The organism is Gilliamella sp. W8136 (assembly GCF_016101285.1).
GTDB classification, from domain to species: Bacteria; Pseudomonadota; Gammaproteobacteria; order Enterobacterales; family Orbaceae; genus Gilliamella; species Gilliamella apicola_N.
In genome coordinates this window covers 153,930-176,432 of the sequence record NZ_JACFQU010000006.1, presented here as the reverse complement: position 1 = coordinate 176,432, position 22,503 = coordinate 153,930, and the positions used below count along the sequence as shown (strand labels likewise).

The window sequence follows — 22,503 nt, the reverse complement described above, 5'->3', positions numbered from 1 at the left end:
CCGAACTCAGAAGTGAAACGCCGAAGTGCCGATGGTAGTGTGGGTATTACCCATGTGAGAGTAGGGAGCCGCCAGACTTTTAAATTTATATACACACCAAATTCGGTGGAGCGGTAGTTCAGTTGGTTAGAATACCTGCCTGTCACGCAGGGGGTCGCGGGTTCGAGCCCCGTCCGTTCCGCCACCTTATTTAGGGGCGTAGTTCAATTGGTAGAGCACCGGTCTCCAAAACCGGGTGTTGGGAGTTCGAGACTCTCCGCCCCTGCCAAAAATGATGGTTTTGTTCTAATTTTAGCCGTTCAGCAATTTTTACTAACACAAATAAAAAATTTTTGTTTACAGATTAAGTTAGTGAATTATAATTCCCGCCCAAATACTTTTACAATCTAGAGGATATAAAATGGCTGAAAGTTTTGTAAGTCAACAACGTTTTTTTGATAATAAAAATTATCCAAGGGGATTCTCTCGCCACGGAGATTTCACAATTAAAGAAGCACAAATTTTAGAAAAATATGGTTGTGCTTTTAGAGATCTTGATGCAGAAACAAGAAAGCCTGTTACAGCCGACGAAAAGTCATTTGTAGCAGTGTGTAAAGGAAAAAAAGAACCTTCTACTGATTTAGAAAAAGCATGGTTAAAATACCTATCCCGTATAAATAAACCGAAACGTTTTCATACATTATCAGGTGGTAAGCCTCAAGTTGATGTTAATGATGATTTCGTAGATAGTGATGACTAATTCTTTTAACCAATATTTTTGTGTAATTGAATTAATAATCGATCCATAGAACGATAACTTAATGCTTCTGAAAGATGTTTTCGTTCTATGTTTTCTGATAGCTCTAAATCTGCAATAGTGCGGGATACTTTCAATATTCTATGCCATGCTCTAGCTGAAAGCCCTAATTTTATCAAAGCTTGTTCTAAATACTCATTATCTTCATCAGATAATTGACAATAAAGTTGAATATCATTAGAGGTTAGTTGACTATTTAATTTTTTATTTCTTTCCATTTGAATGTTTCTGGCTCGTAAAACTCTTTCTTTTACTATTTCAGTAGATTCACTCTTTATTGCTCTCTGACGCAATGCTCCTTTAGGTAAAAGTGGAACTTCAATAGAGATATCAAATCTATCTAAAAAAGGTCCTGACAGACGATTTAGATAACGAATGATTTGTTGAGGAGTCGTTCTGTTATGCGTTCCTTGATAGTGTCCTGTAGGACTTGGATTCATTGCTGCTATAAGTTGAAACCTAGCTGGAAATTTTATTTTAGCATTTGCTCTTGAAATAATGATTTCACCTGATTCAATAGGTTCTCTTAACGCATCAAGGACTTTACGATTAAATTCAGGAAGTTCATCTAAAAATAACACTCCATTATGAGCTAGTGATATTTCACCAGGTTTAGGTATTGATCCCCCTCCAACCAATGCTGCAATTGAAGCACTATGATGAGGCGATCTGAAAGGGCGTTTACGCCAATTTTGAATTGATCCATTTGAACTAACCAAACTAGTAATTGCTGCACTTTCTAGTGCTTCTGCATCAGATAATGGAGGTAGTAATGATGTTAACCGCGTTGCTAACATTGTTTTACCTGTCCCAGGGGGGCCTATTAATAATAAATTATGACCTCCAGCGGCCGCTATTTCCAATGCTCTTTTAGCATGCTCTTGCCCAATAATATCCTGCAGATTAGCTAACGTATCATTACCATTATGGTATTCTCTATAAGCTACTAACGGTAAGCTTATTTCTTGTGTCAAATGTTGACATACCTCGACTAAATTATTTGTGATTAATGTATTTCCTTGGTGTATTAAAGATATTTCTGATTGATTCTCTGCTGATATTATTAGCGAACGCTGCTTTTTTTGGGATGAAAGTGCAGCGGGTATAGCACCTTTAACTGCTCTAATTTCTCCAGATAAAGCAAGCTCTCCTAAAAATTCATATTTAGATAAATTATCAGAGGGAATTTGTTGTGTTGCAGCAAGAATTGCAATAGCAATAGGTAAATCAAAACGACTGCCTTCTTTTGGGAGATCGGCTGGCGATAAATTTACAGTTATTTTTTTTGCAGGAAAAGTAAATCCACTATTGATGATTGCACTTCTAACACGATCTTTTGCTTCTTTGACAGTTGCTTCAGGAAGACCAACTAGGACAAAACCAGGTAATCCATTACTAATATGAACTTCTACATTTATTTGTGGAGCTTGTATTCCAATGGATGCGCGAGTGAAAATAGTTGCAAGTGACATAATTTTAATCTTTAACATTTAAATTTATTATCACTTTATTTATAAATAAGTCATGCATAAATCTCATTATTAAATTTATGCGTTTTTGTTCGCAATAAATATGATATTTTTTCTGTTATTTACTCTTTTTCACTAATCAAGTATCTCGAAATAAATAATGATATAAAAAATAGACACGTGTTACTTAATACAACGGATGGACCTGTCGGGGTATCGTAAATGAATGAAAATAATAATCCTCCAATGATAGATAACATACCGATAATTATTGCTATTAGTGCCATAGATTCAGGTGTTTTTGAGTAATATTTGGCTGTTGCTGCAGGAATAATAAGTAGCGATGTGATAATCAGTGCGCCTACAAATTTCATTGCTATTCCTATTGTAAACGCTAATAAAAGGGTTAAAAGCAATTTTGTGAATTGTATATTAATACCGTTACTAAATGCTAATTCTTCGCTAACAGTAATGAATAAAAAATTATTCCATTGCCAAAGTAGTAAAGTGCCAATAAGCATTACACAAATAATAATTTGAAAAAGATCAGAATATGTTACAGATAGAAGATCGCCAAATAAGTATCCCATCAAGTCAATACGTATATTCTTCATTAAGCTAATAACTACTAGGCCTAGTGATAATGCACTGTGAGCCAAAATACCAAGTAAGGTATCAATTGGCAATTGCTTTTGAGATTCCAGCCAAAGTAATCCCATAGCAAGTAAAAGTGTTATAAAAATAACAGCATAAAACAAATTTATGTTGAGTAGAAAACCAAATGCAATACCGAGTAAAGCTGCATGTGATAAAGTATCACCAAAATATGACATTCTTCTCCATACAACAAATGTACCTAACGGACCTGTTACTGTAGTTAAAAATAAACCCGCTAATAAAGATGGTAATAGTAACTCAATCATTATCTTTTTTTCCAATTTTAGGTAAGATTATTTAATTATTTTTCTGTTCATTAGTGTGTTTACATAAATCATGTTGATGATTGTGATGATGTTTATAAACAGCGATTTGAGATGCACCTTGTTGACCAAAAAGAGAAATAAATTCTGGATCATTTGAGACACTAGCTGGCGTTCCTGAACAACAAATATGATGATTTAAGCAGATGACTTCATCTGTTTTAGCCATTACCAAATGTAGATCATGTGAAACCATTAAAACACCACAATTAAACTGTGTTTTCGCATTACTAATTAAATCATATAATAAAACCTGTCCATTAACATCTACCCCCTGCGTCGGTTCATCTAGGATTAATAATTGGGGGCGTTTAGCTAACGCCTGAGCAAGTAGAACTCTTTGCAGTTCACCGCCAGACAGTTGGTGCATTGATTTATCAATTAAATATTCTGCTTTTACCAAAGATAGGATGTTTAGAACATTTTTACTGTTTAATTGTTTATTCAAACACATAAAACGCTTTACAGTAATGGGTAAGGTCGGATTAAGTTTGATGGATTGTGGAACATAACCAATTGTTAAGTTAGTTAAACGGGTGATTTTTCCTGATGTATAAGGCATTAATCCCAAAATGACTTTAACTAATGTTGATTTACCTGCACCATTTGGGCCAAGTAACGTTACAATTTGATTTGTGCTAATTGATAACGAAACATTATGTATTATTTTTTGATGTTTTATTTCAACCGAAACATTATCTAGCGAAATTAGCTGAGTCATATTAACGTAAGTCCTTGCTCACCTATATGTTATGTTATACTATAACAATAATGTGATCTATTCTACCATAATTTATAACTATAGGATAATAATGTGAAAAAAAATGCACAAATTAAATCTAATCGATTATTGCGATTCTTAAAAATGCTAAGTCCATTGCTTATTATTAATGGTTTTATTTTAGATGCTAATGCAGACATTATTTCCTCTGTTAAACCCATTGCTTTTATAGCTCAAGCGGTTTCTGATGGTGTAACAAATACTGATATTTTATTGCCTGATGGAGCTTCTCCGCACACATATTCTTTAAAACCATCGGATTTAGCTAAAATAAAAACAGCAGAATTGATTATTTGGGTTGGTGAGGACTTAGAAACATTTATGCCTACAGTTTTAAAAAGTATTGATAAAAACAAACAGATTGAATTAATGGATATACCCACCATTAAAAGTTTACTACGAACCAGTACAAATAATCATGATCAACAAGAAACCCATTCTCATAACAACGATTCTGATCATGATCATCATGGTGAATACGATGAGCATATTTGGCTTTCCCCAAAAATAGCCAAAGAGATTGCTCAAGCCGTACATGATAAACTTATTACTATATATCCCGACAAAAAAGATATTATTGACGAAAATTTAAACGGATTCACCGTTAAACTAGCTGAAACAGAACAAAACATTGCAAAAAAACTCATTAACGTACAAAATAACGGATATTTTGTTTTTCATGATGCCTATGGGTATTTTGAATCACAGTTCGGATTAAAAAATCTAGGTAGTTTTACCATAAATCCAGCAGTACAGCCCGGTGTTCAAACCGTTTATGCTATCAAACGAGAATTAAAAGAACATCAAGCAGTATGTATATTTAGAGAGCCACAGTTTAGCCCTGCAGTTATTGAAAAAATAGTGAATGGAACAGATGTTCGTATTGGCGAATTGAATCCCTTAGGTACAGATATTACTTTATCCAAAAATGCCTATTCACAATTTTTATTAAGATTAACACAGCAACTGTTGGATTGTTTAGATAAAAAGTAATTTAGATAATAAATAGTTAAGGTTAATTTTGGCAAGTAAGATTAAATCCCCTGATATTGAAAAGAATAAATCAAATTTTCCCTATTTTTCACTATTAGGTGTTCTTCTTGTGGTTATCTTATTTACCGTATTATGGCGGCCTCTTAATTTGGATCGCACGGTATATGTTCCTTTGACTCCTCAAGTTGAAACGACAGTAACAGATAATATTAATTCTCCAGTTGTTGTTGGAGATGGTCGAATTGAAGTTGTTGGCGGTAAGTCAAAAACAGATCAAGTTACTGAATCATCAGATGTTCCTGAGGATGAAATAGTTAAAGATGAGCTAGATGACATTATTGAAGATAAGGGTAATACTGTGCAATATACTGTTGCACGGGGTGATACTTTACATGATATTTTACTGAGATATAACATAAATAGAAGGGATGTTTACCAATTAACAACTAACTTTAAACAGCTAGCCAATTTAAGAATCGGTCAACAAGTTAGTTGGACTACTGATGATTCCCATAATTTACAAAGTTTTAGTTGGATAATATCCAGTAACAATATCAGAATTTACGAAAAATCAGGCAATAAATTTATTGAAAGTTCTGAAACTATAGAAGTAGTACCTCAGGATGTAGTTATAAAAGGGGATATAAAAACCAGTTTCGTTGCTGATGCGCGTAAAAGTGGATTAACAAGTAGTGAAATTGGAGTTATCACTCGAGCTTTACAATGGCGCTTAGATTTTCGTCGTTTAAAAGTTGGTGATAAATTCTCGGTAATTTTATCGCGCGAAATGCATGGTAAGCGCTTGTCTAATAGTCAATTAATCGGTGTTCGCATTAAAAATGGTAGCAAAGATTATTATGCTATTTTAGCTGATGATGGTCAATATTATGATATTAACGGCGGCAGCTTATCACAAAGTTTTTTCCGATATCCTCTTGAAAAACAAGCTCGTGTATCATCAGGATTTAACCCACGTCGATTAAATCCTGTTACTGGTATTGTTACACCTCACAATGGCGTTGACTTTGCCGTATCACGAGGAACACCTGTTTTATCAGTAGGTAATGGTGAAGTGGTTATTGCCAAGTATAGTGGTTCTGCGGGTAACTATATTGCTATTCGTCATGGTCGTCAGTATATGACAACATATATGCATCTGGATAAAATATTGGTAAAACCTGGTCAGCAAGTTAAGCAAGGTGATAAGATTGGCCTATCAGGCAATACAGGGCGATCGACAGGTCCTCATCTACACTTTGAGTTACATATTAATAATAAACCTGTTAATCCGTTAACAGCAAGTTTACCTATTTCAGAAGGGTTAACGGGTAAATCAAAAAAAGCATTTTTGTCAAAAGTTAAAGATATTCGTCCGCAGCTAAATTTTTAAAAAATTAAAGGTTAATTTTATACTGAAACGTACCCATTTCCTGAAACTTTTTAACGAAAAGAAGGTCAAGGTATCCTTAAGAAATTATGTTATTATAAGGTTAATTTTGATTGAATAATAAATGTTAGGTGTAGCTTGAATAAATCAACAAAAACAGCCAAAACAAACAAAAAACGATCCGCTAAAAAGGTTAAGAAAAAAACTTTATGGCGACGGCTTTGGTCGTTTCTGTTTAAAGTCTTTCTAGTTTTTGCTGCTGTAGCTATAATTTATGGTATCTATCTTGACCAGCAAATCAAAGAACGTATTGATGGTAATGTTTGGGAACTGCCAGCTGCAGTTTATGGTCAAATTATTGATCTTGAACCAGATAGTGAATACAGTTTAAGTGATGTAGTCACTATGCTAGTTGGGGCTCAATATCGACAGCAAGACACCAAAGCAACGCGCCCAGGCGAATTTATTGTTACTAACGATACAGTACAAATTTATCGTCGACCTTTTACTTTCCCTGATGGTGAAGAAAAAGCGTTTCGTGTCAAAATTTCATTTTATGAAAATCATATTGATCGTATCACTAATTTAGATACAGGTCGTGATTTTGGATTACTACGCATTGATCCTAAATTAATTACTATGCTGCATTCTCCTAATGGTGAGCAGCGATTATTTGTGCCGTTAAAAGAATTTCCTGATTCACTCATACAAACATTAATAGCCACTGAAGATAAACGTTTTTATAATCATTATGGAGTGAGTTTATACTCTATTGGGCGTGCGATTTTTGTTAATTTAACGACAGGTCGTACGGAAGGTGGTAGTACCTTAACGCAACAAACAGTAAAAAATCTTTTTTTGACTAATGAACGTAGCTTAAGTAGAAAGATCCGCGAAGCTTATATGGCTTTGATTTTAGATGCCCGATATAGCAAAGAAAGAATCTTAGAATTATATCTAAATGAAGTCTATTTTGGACAAGCAGGTAGTGAAGAAATTCATGGTTTTCCACTCGCTAGCCTGTATTATTTTGGACGTCCTGTCAATGAGCTTACATTAGATCAGCAAGCAGTTTTAGTTGGAATGGTAAAAGGCGCATCACTTTATAATCCTTGGACACAACCAAAACAAGTTCTTGATCGTCGTAATGTTGTTTTAAAACTTACTCAACAACAAGGTATTATTGATGAAGAGTTATATAACTTATTAAGTCAGCGCCCACTCTCTGTATTACCTAAAGGGGGGGTCATTTCTCCTCAACCTGCATTTATGCAAGTTGTACGCAGTGAACTGAGAAAGCAGTTAGGAGATAAAGCTGATCATCTGTCAGGAATGAAGATCTTCACTACTTTTGATCCAGTTGCTCAGGCAGCTGCCGAACAAGCAGTAACCAATCAAATAGAATCATTACGTAAATCTACGAACAAAGATTTACAAACTGCAATGGTCATTGTTAGTCGGGAAACGGGTGAAATAAGGTCAATTATAGGTAGTGCTGAACCACGTTATCCTGGTTACAATCGAGCATGGTTAACAAGACGGTCAATTGGGTCTTTAGCTAAACCTTCAACCTATTTGACTGCGTTAGGGCAACCAGATAATTATCAACTAAATAGTTGGCTTAATGATAATCCATTGTCAATTAAAGTCGATAATGGAAGCTATTGGCAACCGAAAAATTTTGACCGGAAATATCGTGATCGTGTTATGTTGGTGGATGCTTTAGCGCTCTCACTTAATGTACCGACTGTTAATCTAGGAATGGAATTAGGACTTGATGCGAGTAAAAATACTTTAGAAGCATTAGGTGTACCAGCAGATCGCATACCTAATTTACCATCAAGATTACTTGGAGCTTTAGAATTAACGCCATTAGAAACAGCACAGATGTTTCAAACTATTACTAATAATGGCCAACGTTCGCCATTAACTATTCTCCGATATGTATTAACGGATAAAGGAAAGTTGGTTTATCAAAGTTATCCACAGCAACTACAAGCTGTGTCAGCACAGTCCGCTTATTTAACAACTTATGCAATGCAGCAGGTTGTTGAATCAGGTACATCGCGTTCGTTAAAAGCCAAATATGGACCATTTAAACTCGCTGCTAAAACTGGGACAAGTAACGATTCAAGAGATAGTTGGTTTACAGGAATTGATGGTAAAAATGTTGCTGTCATCTGGATTGGGCTTGATGACCATTCTCCTATGAAATTAACAGGAGCAACGGGAGCGCTAAAAATTTATAGTGAATATTTACAAAATAATCCACCTAAGAAATTAGTTTTGCCTATGCCACAAAATATTTTTATGATGCCAATTGATAGCAATGGTCAGTGGCAATGTGGTGGAAGTGGTGTACGTACTTTGCCTGTATGGACCGCTAATCCACAAGGTTTGTGTTCTGGCAGTAACCAATCGGTGTCAGATAAATCGGCACCATCTTGGGTATCTGAAATGTTAAATAACTAAGTAGGACTCTATGCCTGAATTACCAGAAGTCGAAACAAGTCGTCGTGGTATTTTACCTTATTTGAAAGGTCAGACTATTAAACAAATAATTGTTCGACAGCCTAAATTGCGTTGGCCAGTTGATGATGCAATTAAGAATGCTCAAGGACAAGTTATTTTAGATATTCAAAGACGTGCGAAATATCTGTTGTTACAATTGTCTTATAACTGGATAGTAATTCATTTAGGAATGTCAGGTAGTTTACGCATTTTAAAAAATCATCAAGAAGCTGAAAAACATGACCATATTGATTTGGTTTTAGAAAATGGTGTGATTTTACGTTACACAGACCCAAGACGTTTTGGGTCTTGGCTTTGGGCTAATTCACTCGATGATGTATTCCAATTGCAACATTTGGGACCAGAACCTTTGAGTGATGAGTTTTCAGCAAACTATTTATTTGAAAAAGCAAAAAACCGACAAATACCCATTAAAAGTTGGATTATGGATAATCATATTGTGGTTGGCGTTGGCAATATTTATGCTTCAGAATCATTGTTCATGGCAAAAATTAATCCCAATCGAAAAGTGAATTCTATACAATTAGTGGAATTTGAGAGATTAGTTAATGCTATTAAGCAAGTACTTACTAAATCAATTACACAAGGTGGTACCACGCTTAAAGATTTTCTGCAATCAGATGGAAAACCAGGCTATTTCGCTCAAGAACTTCAAGTTTACGGTAGAGTCGGTGAAAAATGCTATATTTGTAATGCAGAAATAAAATCACAAAAAATTGGGCAACGTAACACGTTCTATTGTGAACAATGCCAAAACTAATTGTCTATTTTTTATGTGACTAATTACTTAAAATAGTCGATGTAAGTTAACAATAATATCAATAACCTAATTGAGCTAAAAAACTAAAATTTATACAAATAACATCTATTTTGTTTCTTTAAACCATCATCAACGCAGATAAGTATACATACCAATTTTTCAATTAATTAGTGTTTACTAACTGAAATGCTAATTATTGGAATGCAGCAAAGAAGTAAATATTCGAAATGTTTTTGCTTTGAAGTGGCTAGACTTGTTACGCGATATCGGATATCTTTTAAGAGTATAAAAGTATTTGTCTTTTATAAAGTTTATTATGTAGCGCTAATTAATTAGTGATAAAATATTAAACTTCAAAGATGTTTCAATCGCGTTATTTCTAATTTGCATTGATTTTAATGTAATTTATTTCGCTTTTATTAAGGAATTTAAGATGATCAAATTTGCTTGTCGCTTTTTGATAACTTTATTTGTTTTATTTTATACGATGATTGCTAATGCAGATGTTCGCATTATTATCACCGATGGCGTTAGTTCAGCTAAACCGATAGCAGTTGTACCTTTTAAGTGGACGGGATCGGGTGTGCCTCCACAAAATATTGAAGATATTATTGCTTCAGATTTACGCAATAGTGGTAAATTTAATCCTATTGATGTTAATAATATGCCACAAAAGCCAGCCACTGCTTCAGAAGTTACCCCTGCTGTTTGGGATCAACTTGGTGTTTCAGCAGTGGTTGTTGGTTCTATTCAACCTGATGCTTCCGGAAAATATTTAATTAATTATCAATTAATTGATACCGTTACTCGTCCAGGTGCAGTTTTAGCACAAAATCAATATTCTATTGATAACCGTTGGATTCGTTATGCAGCTCATACGGCAAGTGATGAAATTTTTGAGTCACTAACAGGTATAAAAGGCGCTTTTAGAACACGTATTGCTTATGTGGTTAAAACTACCAGAGGACCTTTTTCTCACGAATTAAGAGTGTCTGATTACGATGGATATGATCAAATGACTGTTCACCGTTCTAAAGAACCATTAATGTCTCCTACATGGTCACCAGATGGTAAAAAACTTGCTTATGTAACTTTTGAAGGAGGTCGTTCATCATTAGTTGTTAAATCATTAGAAACTGGCGCTGTTCAAACAATTGCAGCTTTTCCTAAACATAATGGCGCACCTGCTTTTTCTCCTGATGGCAGTAAATTAGCTTTTGCATTATCCAAAGATGGAAGCCTAAATTTATATACTATGGATTTGAGTTCAAAAAAATTAACTCAAATTACATCAGGTCGTAGCAATGATACTGAGCCATCATGGATGCCAGATAGTCAAACAATTGTTTATACTTCAGACCAAGCAGGACGTCCTCAACTCTATACCATTAATATCAATGGTGGAACTCCGCAGCGTTTAACATGGGATAATACACAAAATCAAAATGCCCGTGTTGCTCCTGATGGTTCTTTTATTGCAATGATCTCGACAAATAACGGCGAACAACATATTACTCGATATGATATGGAAACAAATACTTATCAACGATTGACGGATTCATTTTTGGATGAAACTCCAAGCATAGCACCTAATGGAACTATGATTATTTATAGTTCAACACAAGGATTAGGCACAATTTTGAATCTTGTTTCAACCGATGGTAATTTTAAAGCTAAGTTACCTGCGACTGATGGACAAGTAAAATTTCCGGCTTGGTCGCCATATTTATGAATAAAGGACTGAAATTTATTCTATATTCTGAATATTAAAATTGTACAAAATGTAATAGCGTTATAATATATAGCGCTATTATTTCTAATTGATAAATTGTGTTATTTTTATAATTAGTAAGAGATATAATTAAGTAATATTTTTTAAAACACAAAGGAGTTAATACAATGCAATTTTCTAACTTTCTTAAAGTAGCTGCGGTTGCTTTACCATTAATGGCAGTTACTGCATGTTCTTCAAACAAAACCACTACTGACGAAGGTGGAACTACAACTGTTAATGCATCTCAAAAAATTTTAGAGCAAGTTCGTAAATTACAACAAATAAATATCGTATATTTTGATTTTGATAAATATAATGTTAAACAAGAATATGCAACATTATTAGATGCTCATGCAGTTTTCATGCGTGCAAATTCGGGTATTAAAGTTGTAATTGAAGGCCATGCTGATGAACGCGGTACGCCAGAATACAATATTGCATTAGGCGAACGTCGTGCGAATGCAGTTAAATCATATCTACAAGGTAATGGTGTTCCTGGTGGACAAATGGATGTCGTATCTTATGGTAAAGAAAAACCAGCTGTATTAGGACATGACGAAGAAGCTTATTCTAAAAACCGTCGTGCAGTAATAACATACTCTGGTTTCTAATTAGTTTATTTAACGGCTGCTTATGCGGCCGTTTATTTGTCAAGTTCACGCCGAGTATAATAATATGCATAAAAAAGCACTGATATCATTCTTATTTCTTCTATTAAATAGTTATAATTGTGCCGCAAGAAGTTCAGATTTAGAAAGAACGATTCAAGCACAAGGTCAATTACTAGTTGAAAGTCAACAGAAGATTAGTGAATTACAAGCAGATGTCGATACACTTCGTGGTCAATTAGAAGAAACCCAATACCAGCTTAATCAGACTATAGAACGTCAAAAAATAATTCTTCAGCAACTGATGAATGGTACAGGACTCTCTTCTAATACTAATCCATCCAAGGAGGGTATATCTTTACCTACATCTCATGCTGAAGACCAACCACCATCAGATTTATCAAGCTGGACAAATTCTGGTAATGATAAAACTGATTATGACTTCATTGTACAATTTATTAATGATGATAAACAAAATGCTGATACAATAGCTGCCTTTCAGAAGTTTATAAAGAATTACCCTAAATCAACTTATTTAGCCAATGCTAATTATTGGTTAGGTCAACTTTATTATAAGGAAGGAAAGAACGATGAAGCTTCATTTTATTATGCTACTGTTGTAAAAAATTATCCATCTTCTTCCAAAGCAGCTGATAGTCTTTATAAAGTGGGCGTTATCTTATTGGATAAAGGTGATAAAAAGAATGCTAAAAACGTTTTTCAACAAGTTATAAGTAAATATGCTAAAGATAAAAAGGTTGTTGATCTTGCGAAGCAAAAATTAGCATCGCTTAAATAAAATGTATAAATAACCAACTATTGAATTAAAATACTAATAAAAGGGTTGCGCTACTTAACAATTATAAGTATTATAGCAACCCGAAATCGCTTGTAGCGTTAGTTATTAAGCATAAAGATTTCATTCAATATGGGTTGTTAGCTCAGTCGGTAGAGCAGCGGACTTTTAATCCGTTTGTCGAGCGTTCGAATCGCTCACGACCCACCACTTTCTCTCTTCATCTTGAAATCATAAAAGCAGTCTTAAACTAATACACTTAACCTAATAAGAAACATTAATGTTAGTCAAAATTTATCTTTAACAAATTTAAATAACACGTATTCTTAATTCCAAATAGGTTAGGTACAAAAAGTGTCGAATAATCAAAATTAATTCCTATCATCTTCATTCACCCTTTCTTAATTTGACAAAATCACTTTGAATAGAAATATTTAACCGTTGTAAAAATATTGTTTAATAAAATCGCATTACTTATATTTAATAATATTAATATATTTCAACAATATATAATTAAAAACCTATTTTACAGAGCTAAAAAACATAAAATAAGTTGTGCGTGCGAATAATAATCATTATCATTATTATTGTTGTTTTAGCATTTATCAAATAACACAACAAATAATAGGAAAAATAATGAAATTAGTTAATCAAGTCTTCTTACCATGCTTATTGAGTTCTACCGCTTTTATCGCTTACGCTCAAGAAAAAGTCAATGATGATAATGATATTGAAACTATGAAAGTTGTCGCAACAATTAAGGATAATAATGATCTGCGAATAAAAAAATCATCAACAGCAACTAAAACATCCTTTGATATAAAGGATATTCCTCAAACTATTAATTCGGTTGATCTTCAACAAGAGAAAATTTATGGACAAAATGATCTGAGCATCATAGTAAATAAATTACCTGGGGTAGATGCAACTTATGATATGCGAGATGAAGGTATCAAAATCCGAGGTTTTTCCGCCAGCTCTGGCGATATTTATCGTGATGGTGTTCGCGCGAGTGGACAAGTTAGACAAAGCACCGCTAACATTGAACGAATTGAAGTGTTAAAAGGACCCGCCTCAGTACTTTATGGCAGAGGCTCAGGTGGCGGAATGATAAATATGATTAGTAAACAAGCAAACTTTGATTCACCCACTACGTTAAGTTTGAGAGGGGGATCTTGGGATAAATACGGCGGAATGGTAGATATAAATCATGTTTTACATGATAATATTGCTATACGCATGACAATTGATCATCAATCAGAAAAGAGTTTTCGTAAAGGAATAAAACAACGCGATACAATGGTTTCACCAAGTATATTGTATGATAATTTGGCTGGATTTAATTGGTTAGTACAATATACTCATGATAAATTATGGCGTAAGCCAGATAGGGCGCCAGCCTATTATAACCTACCTAAAGGTGTCTCAATTAAAACAGCTTATGCTCACCCTGATGACTATGTAAAAGATAATTTTAATTCATTACGTTCAGTTATGGGATATGAATTTAATCATGATTGGTCTATCAAGCTAACTAATCTATATCGTAAAGCTGATCAGAATTTCGATCACCTTTATGCAGGTAATTATTGTGATTTAAGTGGTAAACTTAGTAATCGCGCACCTTGCGACTACAAAGGTAAATTAAAATTCCGTCGAGCTTGGCAAGAAACATCGAATAAAACTTATAGTAATACCCTTGATTTAGTGGGTAAGTTTAATTCGGTGAGTATTTCTCATGATATGTTAATAGGGTTCGAATATAATATTGAAAAACGAGAACCTAGATTAGCTTTAACTAGCCAATATCCGGAAGCAGTTGATCCATATCATCCTCATTGGAACTCAAAAAAAACTCGATATAACAAATTAAGTACTAAGACTAATCATAAAGCTACATCCAAAGGGGTATATTGGCAAGACCTAATCAGTTTTACAGAGCAGTGGAAATTACTTGCAGGATTACGTTATGATAATTATGAGTTTGCATCGGATAATAAATTGAATCATCAAAATCGGTCATATGATGGACACTCTCTAAGTCCTCGGTTCGGATTAATTTGGCAGCCGATAGAATCCCAAAGTTTTTATGCTTCGTATAGTAAAAATTTTGCTCCATATGGGGGACGTGGTTTAATCACACTTGCGACAGACTCTAAGACTGTTTACGATGACAAACCTCAATATTCTCGTCAATATGAAGTTGGTGTCAAAAGCGATTGGCTTAATGACAAGCTTTCCTCTCAAATCGCGCTTTACGACCTTGAGCTTTATAATATTCGTTATCAACCTGATGCCGTTAACGATCCTTATAATTGGCAAGTTAGAGGCAGTGATAGAAGCCAAGGTATAGAATTAAGCGTAATAGGAAAATTGAGCAATAATTGGTACATCAATAGCGGTATTGGCTATCAGCAAGCAAAAGTTCATAAAGATAAAAAAACACCTGCTAACAAAGGCAAATATTTATCCAATACAGCCAAACATAGTGGTTATTTAAACGTACGTTATTTGCCTTATGAAAATTGGTTTACTGAACTGGAAGTTAATTATAAGGGCTCAATGTATAACGATGATAACAATCAGATTAAACGTCCTGGCTATGCATCATGGAATGCGGCAATTGGTTATCAAACTCAATCCGTTGATGTGACTTTAGCGATAACTAATTTATTCGGTAAAGAGTATTGGCGTTCAAGTAGTATGCCTGGTACACCTCGAGCCTTTTTATTAACTGCAAGTTATAAATTATGATACTTAATTAATGTTTTTAGGATTTAAAGATAATCGGTTAACTACTTATGTATTCGTAAAAAGTAAGCATAAATAATAAGTTGCTACAGTAAAGAGGGAATAGCATTCCCTCTTTTTTTATGATGTTTAAACTTTAGCTGCTAATTCAATAATTTTCATTGTTACTTCAAATGATTTTACAAATGATGATAATGGTAAAAATTCGAAACATGAATGAAAGTTATGTGCACCAGTAAAGTAGTTTGGTGTCGTCAGGCCTCTTGCCGATAGTGCTGAACCATCTGTTCCGCCACGCATAGCAATTGTATTTGCCTTAATATTCAATTGCTCAAATGATTGATAAATTAAATCAATTGAACGCTTATCTTCACTTAAATAATTAGCAATATTGCTATAAGTATCGGTTATTTGACATTCGATTTTAGCTCTTGGATATTTACGGCTTATAAAACTTATCACTTCTTGGATATAAGTTTTACGTGCTTCATATTTAGCTAAATCAAAATCTCGGATACTCATTTTTAACGTTGTCGTACTTTGGTTACCAATAATATCGTTAAACCAGAAATAACCTTCTTTACCTTCAGTATGTTCAGGCGTTTCGAAACTATCAAAACAGTTAATAATATCGTTAGCAATACCAATAGGGTTGATTAAAACATTTTTAGCTGACATTGGGTGTGCAGTTACACCTTCAATTTCAATAATTGCTGAACCTGCATTAAACGTTTCATAAACGACTTCACCTAATTCGCAACAGTCAATTGTGTAAGCAAAATCGGGTTTAAAACGATTCAAGTCAAGTTTTTTCGCGCCGTTTAAACCGACCTCTTCATCAGGTACGAAAGCAACATAAATATCACCATAGGTACAATTTTGCTTTTGTAATTGATCTAACATTGTCATAACAACAGCTATTGCAGCTTTATTATCGGCACCCAGCACACTTGTCCCATCAGTAACAATTAATTCTTCATTGATGTATTTATTCAATTCAGGATGCTCAGCAACTTTAAACCAGATATTTTTATCTTTATTTAATAAAATATCTTCACCGGTAAAAGTGACTCGTTGTGGGTTAATTTTATCCGATAAGGCGACATCAACCGTATCAAGATGAGCGACGTAACCAATTTTAGGCGCATTTGGATTATTTCCAGGTAACTTAGCAGTTACAATACTGTGTTCATCAAGATGAACTTCTTGTAGATTAAGATCAATTAACTCTTGTTTGAGTAAATTGGCTAATTGTGTTTGTCCTGACGTAGAGGGAACATGCGCACAACCCATCGCACTTTGACTTGGTATACTAACGTAACGTAAAAAACGTTCAACTAATTGTTCGGTAATATTCATATTGTCTTGACTCCTTATTGATGACTAATGATTTACGGGTGGATAAACATAACCACTATCAAAGCCAATAGGCAGTCCTAGGAACCAAAATAGCAGTAAATTAATTGTTAAAGCAATAAGTAAGCCCGCAGTATATGGGATCATCATAGAGCTTAAAGTACCCACTCCAGTATTTTTACAATACTGCTGACAATAGGCAATGATTAAAGGATAGAAAGCAAACATTGGTGTACTAACATTGACTGCTGAGCTAATACGATAGGCCGCTTGTGTTAGTTCTGGTGAGATACCAACAGACATGAGCATAGGAACAAAGATCGGCGCTAAAATAGCCCATTTTGACGAAGCAGAAGTAATTAATACATTTAACATGCTAGTTAAAATGATCACACCAAATATAGTGACAACCGATGGTAAATGTAAGGCTTTTAAAAATTCAGCACCACCAATGGCAATCAATGTCCCTATTTGGGAGTGTGAAAAAACATATAAAAACTGTGCACAAAAGAATGCAAAAACAATAAAAGGAATAAGAGATTGAGTAATCTTTTCCATTGATTTGACAATATCACGTGATGATTTAAATGTGCCAGTGATTACGCCATGGATTAAACCAGGAATAGCAAAAAAAACAAATAATAAAGGTACAATGATTTGCATAATCGGTGCTTGATTGCTGGTTAAACTACTATCAGGTGCACGCAGTAAAGAATTTTCAGGTAATAGTAACAATACTAATCCAATAGCAATAATCAAAAATACACAAGAAGCGATTTTAAAAGCACGATTTTCTAAAGGTGTAATAGCTGGTGAATTAGCCAAATTATTAAGTACAAGATCGTTATTTAGTGGCATCGTTGCTTTTAAGCGAGGTTCAACAATTTTATCTGTTATAAACCAACAAGCAATTAACACAAAGAATGTACCTCCAAAACTTAAAAAATAGTTACATAAAACATTAACTTGATAAGATGGATCGATAATTTGTGCCGCACTTTGGGTAAAACCTTGCATGATCGGATCGATGATTGATGGCGTATAACTTGAACTAAAACCACCTGCTAATCCTGCAAATGAGGCCGCTATCCCAGCCAGAGGATGACGACCTGTTGCATAAAACATCATTGCCGAAACGGGCATTAAAATAACATAAGCCGAATCAGCCGCAATATGACAAACCATACTGACAAAGATAACAGATGGCGTAACTAATTTTTTTGGGGTGATAGCCAATAACTTTTTAAGTAACACATGAATATAGCCACTGCTTTCGGCAATTCCTATACCTAATGTGGCAACAATAGTAATACCCAGTGGTGGAAAACTAACAAAATTGGGGACCATTTTAGTAAAAAATGTTACTAAATGATCAGGCGCTAGCATATTAACGACCGCCAGTTTTTCTTTAGTTACTGGATTTATAAAATCGAAGCTTACAAAGGAAAGTAATAATGAAGCAACAAAACAGATAATTAAAGCGAAGAAAAAAAGTGTAGTGACATCGGGGATTTTGTTTCCAATTCGTTCTATAGTATTTAAAAAGCCGCCGGTTCTGATCGGTGACGAATTTGTAGTTTGATTCATAAAAAAATAAGTATATATGTTGTTCGGACCGACAATTTAGCACATATCAATGCGGTAGGTAAACCAAGTGTTAGTTAAGTTTTATTCTGTTTCATTAAGTTAATTTGAACGCTCTCATCATTACTATAATTTATATAACTTGTTATTTTTAAAATATCTTTGATATGCATCTTAATTCATATTTCGTTAGTATAGCCTATATCACCGCTCATCTTTCATGCAAATTATGCTCAATTATTATTAACAACAATGTAATTGCATAAAAATTTTTTAGTGATATATTGATTGAATATTTAGTCATAAAAATAGCATAAATATTCAATTAGGTTAAACGTAATACTTTAGGAAATATTATAATACACGCAGTGGGGGTTATCATGGTTTTCGATATTGATTTAATTAAATATATCTATCAGCACTATCCACAAAAAATTGACCTCATTCGGCAAAGAATCGGAAAACCATTAACCTTAACAGAAAAAATTCTTTATGCACATCTAGCACCAGGAGAAGAGCTTAAAAATTATAAACGTGGTGAAGATTATGTTAATTTTGCGCCAGACCGAGTGGCTATGCAAGATGCAACGGCCCAAATGGCGCTCTTACAATTGATGAATTCTGGGAGAAATAGAGTTGCTGTACCATCAACAGTTCATTGCGATCACTTAATTCAAGCGTATAAAAATGCTCATGATGACTTAATTATTGCTGAAAGTAATAATCAAGAGGTCTATCAATTTCTACGAGATGTATCAAACAAGTATGGTATTGGGTTTTGGAAGCCTGATGCCGGCATTATTCACCAAGTTGTTCTTGAAAATTATGCTTTTCCGGGTGGGATGATGATAGGTACGGATTCACATACTCCAAATGCAGGAGGCCTTTCAATGATAGCTATTGGCGTCGGTGGAGCTGATGCTGTTGATGTCATGGCTGGTATGCCATGGGAATTAAAAATGCCTAAAATTATTGGGGTAAAATTGATTGGTAAATTATCTGGTTGGGTTTCACCTAAAGATGTTATTTTAAAACTTGCTGGTATTTTAACGGTTAAAGGTGCAACAAATTCAATTATTGAGTATTTTGGTGAGGGTGCTCAATCTTTATCAGCAACAGGAAAAGCAACAATATGTAATATGGGGGCAGAGGTTGGTGCTACAACATCCATATTTGCATATAGTAAAAAATCTGCCGATTACTTGGCGATAACTGGTCGCCAAGAGGTAGTTGATTTAGCGAATAAATTAGTTGACTGTTTTAATCCAGATTCTGCTGTTTTAGATCAACCAGAAAAATACTATGATCAAGTAATTGAAATTAACCTTTCCGAACTTGAGCCTTATGTAAATGGACCTTTTACGCCAGATTTGGCTTATCCAATCTCACAACTTGCAACAGCAGTTAAAGAACATAATTACCCAGATAATATGGAAGTTGGATTGATTGGTTCATGTACTAACTCTTCCTATGAAGATATGATGCGTGCCGCATCGGTGATTAATAATGCTAACCAATTAGGGCTCACCGTAAAAGCCAAATTAATTATTAATCCAGGATCCGAGCAAGTAAAATATACTTCCAAGCGAGATGGTATATTAAATCATTTTGAACAAGCTGGCGCTGCCATCATGGCAAATGCTTGCGGACCTTGTATAGGACAATGGCGCCGTGATGAAGTAGCCGATGAACATAAAAATTCGATAGTAACATCGTTCAATCGTAACTTTGCTAAACGTAATGACGGCAGCCCAAACACTTATGCTTTTGTGTGCTCTCCTGAAATTGTAGTGGCATTATCTATTGCTGGAAAATTAAGCTTTAACCCATTAACCGATAACCTAATTAACGACAAAGGACAAAAAGTCAAACTTCAAGAGCCAAGTGGTGATGAATTACCGAAACGTGGATTTGAGGTAGATGACGCAGGTTATGTTGCTCCAATTGCTGATGGCAGTTTAGTGGAAATCCATATTGCTACAAATTCTGAACGGCTACAGCAACTTGCACCTTTTTCACCTTGGGATGGAAAAGACATTATATCGCAACCGTTGTTAATTAAAGCGACGGGTAAATGTACCACAGATCATATTTCAATGGCAGGTAAATGGCTAAAATTTCGCGGTCATTTAGATAATATTTCAAATAATATGTTGATCGGCGCTATTAATGCTTTTAATCAAAAAAGCAACTCAGTGTTAGATACCCAAACAGGAGATTACATCGAAGTTCCAGCATTAGCTCGCAAATTGAAAGCACAAGGCATTGGTTCAATAGTAATTGCCGAAGAAAATTATGGTGAAGGTTCATCACGAGAACATGCTGCGATGGAGCCACGTTTCTTAAATGTTAAAGCGATAGTTGTTAAATCATTTGCTCGAATTCATGAAACCAATCTTAAAAAACAAGGAATGTTAGCTCTGACATTTGTTGATAAGTCTGATTATGACAAAATTCGTGAAGATGATCAGATTAGCATCACCGGTTTAACTGATTTTGTGCCTGAAAAACACCTAACATTAACGCTTCATCATCATGATGGTACAACTGACTCTTTTGCTGTTGCTCATACTTATAATCAATCTCAAATAGATTGGTTTAAAGCGGGTAGTGCTTTAAATAAAATGAAAGAACAACTTAATGAAGACCGAAAATAAGAGGAATATAAAATGAATCAGCAAGTTTTGATTGAAAATGGACAACTCATTGTACCTGATAACCCGATAATTCCTTTTATTGAAGGTGATGGTATTGGTAAAGAAATTTGGGCGGTAGCGAATAAGATCTTTGATAAAGCGATAGAAAAAGCCTATCAAGGTAAGCGTAAAGTTGAATGGCGCGAAGTACTTGCTGGTGAAAAGTCATTTAATTTGAATGGTAATTGGCTGCCCGATGAAACTATGAATGCTTTTAAAAAATATTTGATTGGTATAAAAGGGCCATTAACAACCCCCGTTGGTGGGGGCATTCGTTCTCTTAATGTTGCACTTCGCCAAGAGTTAGATCTCTATGTATGCTTACGACCCGTTCGCTGGTTTAAAGGTGTTGAATCACCTGTAAAATACCCAGAAAAAGTCAACATGACTATTTTTCGAGAAAATACTGAAGATATTTATGCAGGTATTGAATGGATGCAAGGAACACCAGAAGCCGAAAAATTTTATCAGTTTTTATCTGAACAAATGGGTGTAAAAAAAGTGCGTTTCCCTAAAACTTCATCTTTTGGTGTCAAACCCGTTTCAATTGAAGGATCTGAACGATTAATAAGATCCGCAATAAACTACGCATTACAACATAATCTGCCTTCAATTACCTTAGTTCATAAAGGGAATATTATGAAGTTTACCGAAGGAGGATTTAAACAATGGGGATATGAACTTGCTGAAAAAGAATTTACTGATGCGGTTTTTACAATGAATCAATATGCGAAGATACAAAAAGCAGATGGAAAGGCCACAGCAGATAAAGCTTTAAATGATGCTATATCAGCCTCTAAATTGATTGTAAAAGACGTGATTTGTGACGCATTTTTACAAAATACCTTATTAAATCCGCAAGACTATTCAGTCGTCGCTACATTAAATCTAAACGGTGATTATGTATCAGATCAACTGGCAGCCATGGTTGGTGGTATTGGTATAGCGCCTGGTGCAAACATTAATTATTTAACTGGACATGCCATTTTTGAAGCAACACATGGCACAGCCCCTAATATAGCGGGTCAGAACCAAGCAAATCCCTCATCGCTATTACTTTCTGGTGTTATGATGTTTGACTATCTTGGCTGGTATGAAGTTGGTCAACTGATTACTAAAGCTATGGAAACTTTATTTCAACAAGGAAAAGCTACAAATGATTTAGCTCGTTTTATGCAAAATGGACAATCCTTAACAACCACTCAATTTACTCAAGCAGTAATAGATAACTTATAAAATT

16 protein-coding genes and 3 tRNA genes are annotated in these 22,503 nt (G+C 34.4%); 14 read left to right on the top strand and 5 right to left on the bottom strand.

Translation table 11 applies throughout. The features are described 5' to 3' along the window. Positions 1-107 precede the first annotated feature (107 nt). The 3 genes from H3T96_RS05470 to H3T96_RS05460 all read left to right on the top strand — a co-directional run bounded on the left by H3T96_RS05470 (position 108) and on the right by H3T96_RS05460 (position 739). A tRNA-Asp gene (locus tag H3T96_RS05470) sits at positions 108-184 on the top strand. A gap of 8 nt (positions 185-192) precedes the next feature. Continuing rightward, a tRNA-Trp gene (locus tag H3T96_RS05465) sits at positions 193-268 on the top strand. 132 nt (positions 269-400) lie between these two features. Then, complete coding sequence (locus H3T96_RS05460) at positions 401-739, top strand: DUF413 domain-containing protein (protein ID WP_039129930.1); 339 nt, start codon at positions 401-403, stop codon at positions 737-739. Between the two features lie 5 nt (positions 740-744). Here H3T96_RS05460 and H3T96_RS05455 read toward each other — a convergent pair whose 3' ends face one another. The 3 genes from H3T96_RS05455 to znuC form a co-directional block, all read right to left on the bottom strand. Continuing rightward, positions 745-2,268: a YifB family Mg chelatase-like AAA ATPase gene (locus tag H3T96_RS05455; protein ID WP_086351368.1), complete on the bottom strand. Its 1,524-nt coding sequence runs from the start codon at positions 2,266-2,268 to the stop codon at positions 745-747. Positions 2,269-2,387: 119 nt separating this feature from the next. After that, the gene (gene znuB, locus H3T96_RS05450; protein ID WP_144091716.1) at positions 2,388-3,188 is read right to left on the bottom strand and encodes a zinc ABC transporter permease subunit ZnuB; all 801 of its coding nucleotides are present in this window, start codon (positions 3,186-3,188) and stop codon (positions 2,388-2,390) included. Positions 3,189-3,219: 31 nt separating this feature from the next. Further along, a complete protein-coding gene (gene znuC / locus H3T96_RS05445) occupies positions 3,220-3,966 on the bottom strand; it encodes a zinc ABC transporter ATP-binding protein ZnuC (RefSeq protein ID WP_086327307.1) in 747 nt (248 codons plus the stop codon). 93 nt (positions 3,967-4,059) lie between these two features. Between znuC and znuA the strand changes: the two genes are divergently transcribed. From znuA to H3T96_RS05400, 9 genes are all read left to right on the top strand, one after another. After that, entirely contained in the window at positions 4,060-5,019 is a 960-nt protein-coding gene (gene znuA / locus H3T96_RS05440) for a zinc ABC transporter substrate-binding protein ZnuA (RefSeq protein WP_198248612.1), read from the top strand. 28 nt (positions 5,020-5,047) lie between these two features. Next, on the top strand, positions 5,048-6,409 hold the full coding sequence (gene mepM / locus H3T96_RS05435) for a murein DD-endopeptidase MepM (RefSeq protein WP_144091717.1): 1,362 nt from the start codon (positions 5,048-5,050) through the stop codon (positions 6,407-6,409). A 135-nt stretch (positions 6,410-6,544) separates the two neighbouring features. Beyond that, the gene (gene mrcB, locus H3T96_RS05430; protein WP_198248611.1) at positions 6,545-8,878 is read left to right on the top strand and encodes a bifunctional glycosyl transferase/transpeptidase; all 2,334 of its coding nucleotides are present in this window, start codon (positions 6,545-6,547) and stop codon (positions 8,876-8,878) included. Positions 8,879-8,888: 10 nt separating this feature from the next. Next, positions 8,889-9,698, top strand: coding sequence for a bifunctional DNA-formamidopyrimidine glycosylase/DNA-(apurinic or apyrimidinic site) lyase (gene mutM / locus H3T96_RS05425; RefSeq protein WP_144091719.1), 810 nt, complete (start codon positions 8,889-8,891; stop codon positions 9,696-9,698). Positions 9,699-10,134: 436 nt separating this feature from the next. Then, positions 10,135-11,430 (top strand): Tol-Pal system beta propeller repeat protein TolB, encoded by a 1,296-nt coding sequence (tolB, locus tag H3T96_RS05420; protein ID WP_186279239.1) that lies wholly within the window; start codon positions 10,135-10,137, stop codon positions 11,428-11,430. 167 nt (positions 11,431-11,597) lie between these two features. Continuing rightward, positions 11,598-12,083 carry a peptidoglycan-associated lipoprotein Pal gene (gene pal / locus H3T96_RS05415; RefSeq protein ID WP_086327393.1) on the top strand — a complete coding sequence of 162 codons (486 nt, stop codon included), beginning with the start codon at positions 11,598-11,600 and terminating at the stop codon, positions 12,081-12,083. 64 nt (positions 12,084-12,147) lie between these two features. After that, positions 12,148-12,879 carry a tol-pal system protein YbgF gene (gene ybgF, locus H3T96_RS05410; RefSeq protein WP_172398381.1) on the top strand — a complete coding sequence of 244 codons (732 nt, stop codon included), beginning with the start codon at positions 12,148-12,150 and terminating at the stop codon, positions 12,877-12,879. Between the two features lie 131 nt (positions 12,880-13,010). Continuing rightward, a tRNA-Lys gene (locus H3T96_RS05405) sits at positions 13,011-13,086 on the top strand. A gap of 426 nt (positions 13,087-13,512) precedes the next feature. Next, entirely contained in the window at positions 13,513-15,630 is a 2,118-nt protein-coding gene (locus H3T96_RS05400; protein WP_144091721.1) for a TonB-dependent siderophore receptor, read from the top strand. Positions 15,631-15,756: 126 nt separating this feature from the next. On the opposite strand, the gene pepT is transcribed toward H3T96_RS05400, so the two are convergent. Continuing rightward, entirely contained in the window at positions 15,757-16,986 is a 1,230-nt protein-coding gene (gene pepT / locus H3T96_RS05395; RefSeq protein ID WP_144091722.1) for a peptidase T, read from the bottom strand. A gap of 24 nt (positions 16,987-17,010) precedes the next feature. Continuing rightward, positions 17,011-18,570, bottom strand: a complete 1,560-nt coding sequence (locus H3T96_RS05390; RefSeq protein ID WP_144091723.1) for an AbgT family transporter — start codon at positions 18,568-18,570, stop codon at positions 17,011-17,013. A 377-nt stretch (positions 18,571-18,947) separates the two neighbouring features. On the opposite strand from H3T96_RS05390, the gene H3T96_RS05385 reads away from it, so the two are divergent. Continuing rightward, a complete protein-coding gene (locus H3T96_RS05385) occupies positions 18,948-21,224 on the top strand; it encodes an aconitate hydratase (protein WP_144091724.1) in 2,277 nt (758 codons plus the stop codon). A gap of 12 nt (positions 21,225-21,236) precedes the next feature. Next, positions 21,237-22,499 (top strand): NADP-dependent isocitrate dehydrogenase, encoded by a 1,263-nt coding sequence (gene icd, locus H3T96_RS05380; RefSeq protein WP_144091725.1) that lies wholly within the window; start codon positions 21,237-21,239, stop codon positions 22,497-22,499. The last annotated feature ends 4 nt before the right edge of the window (positions 22,500-22,503 follow it).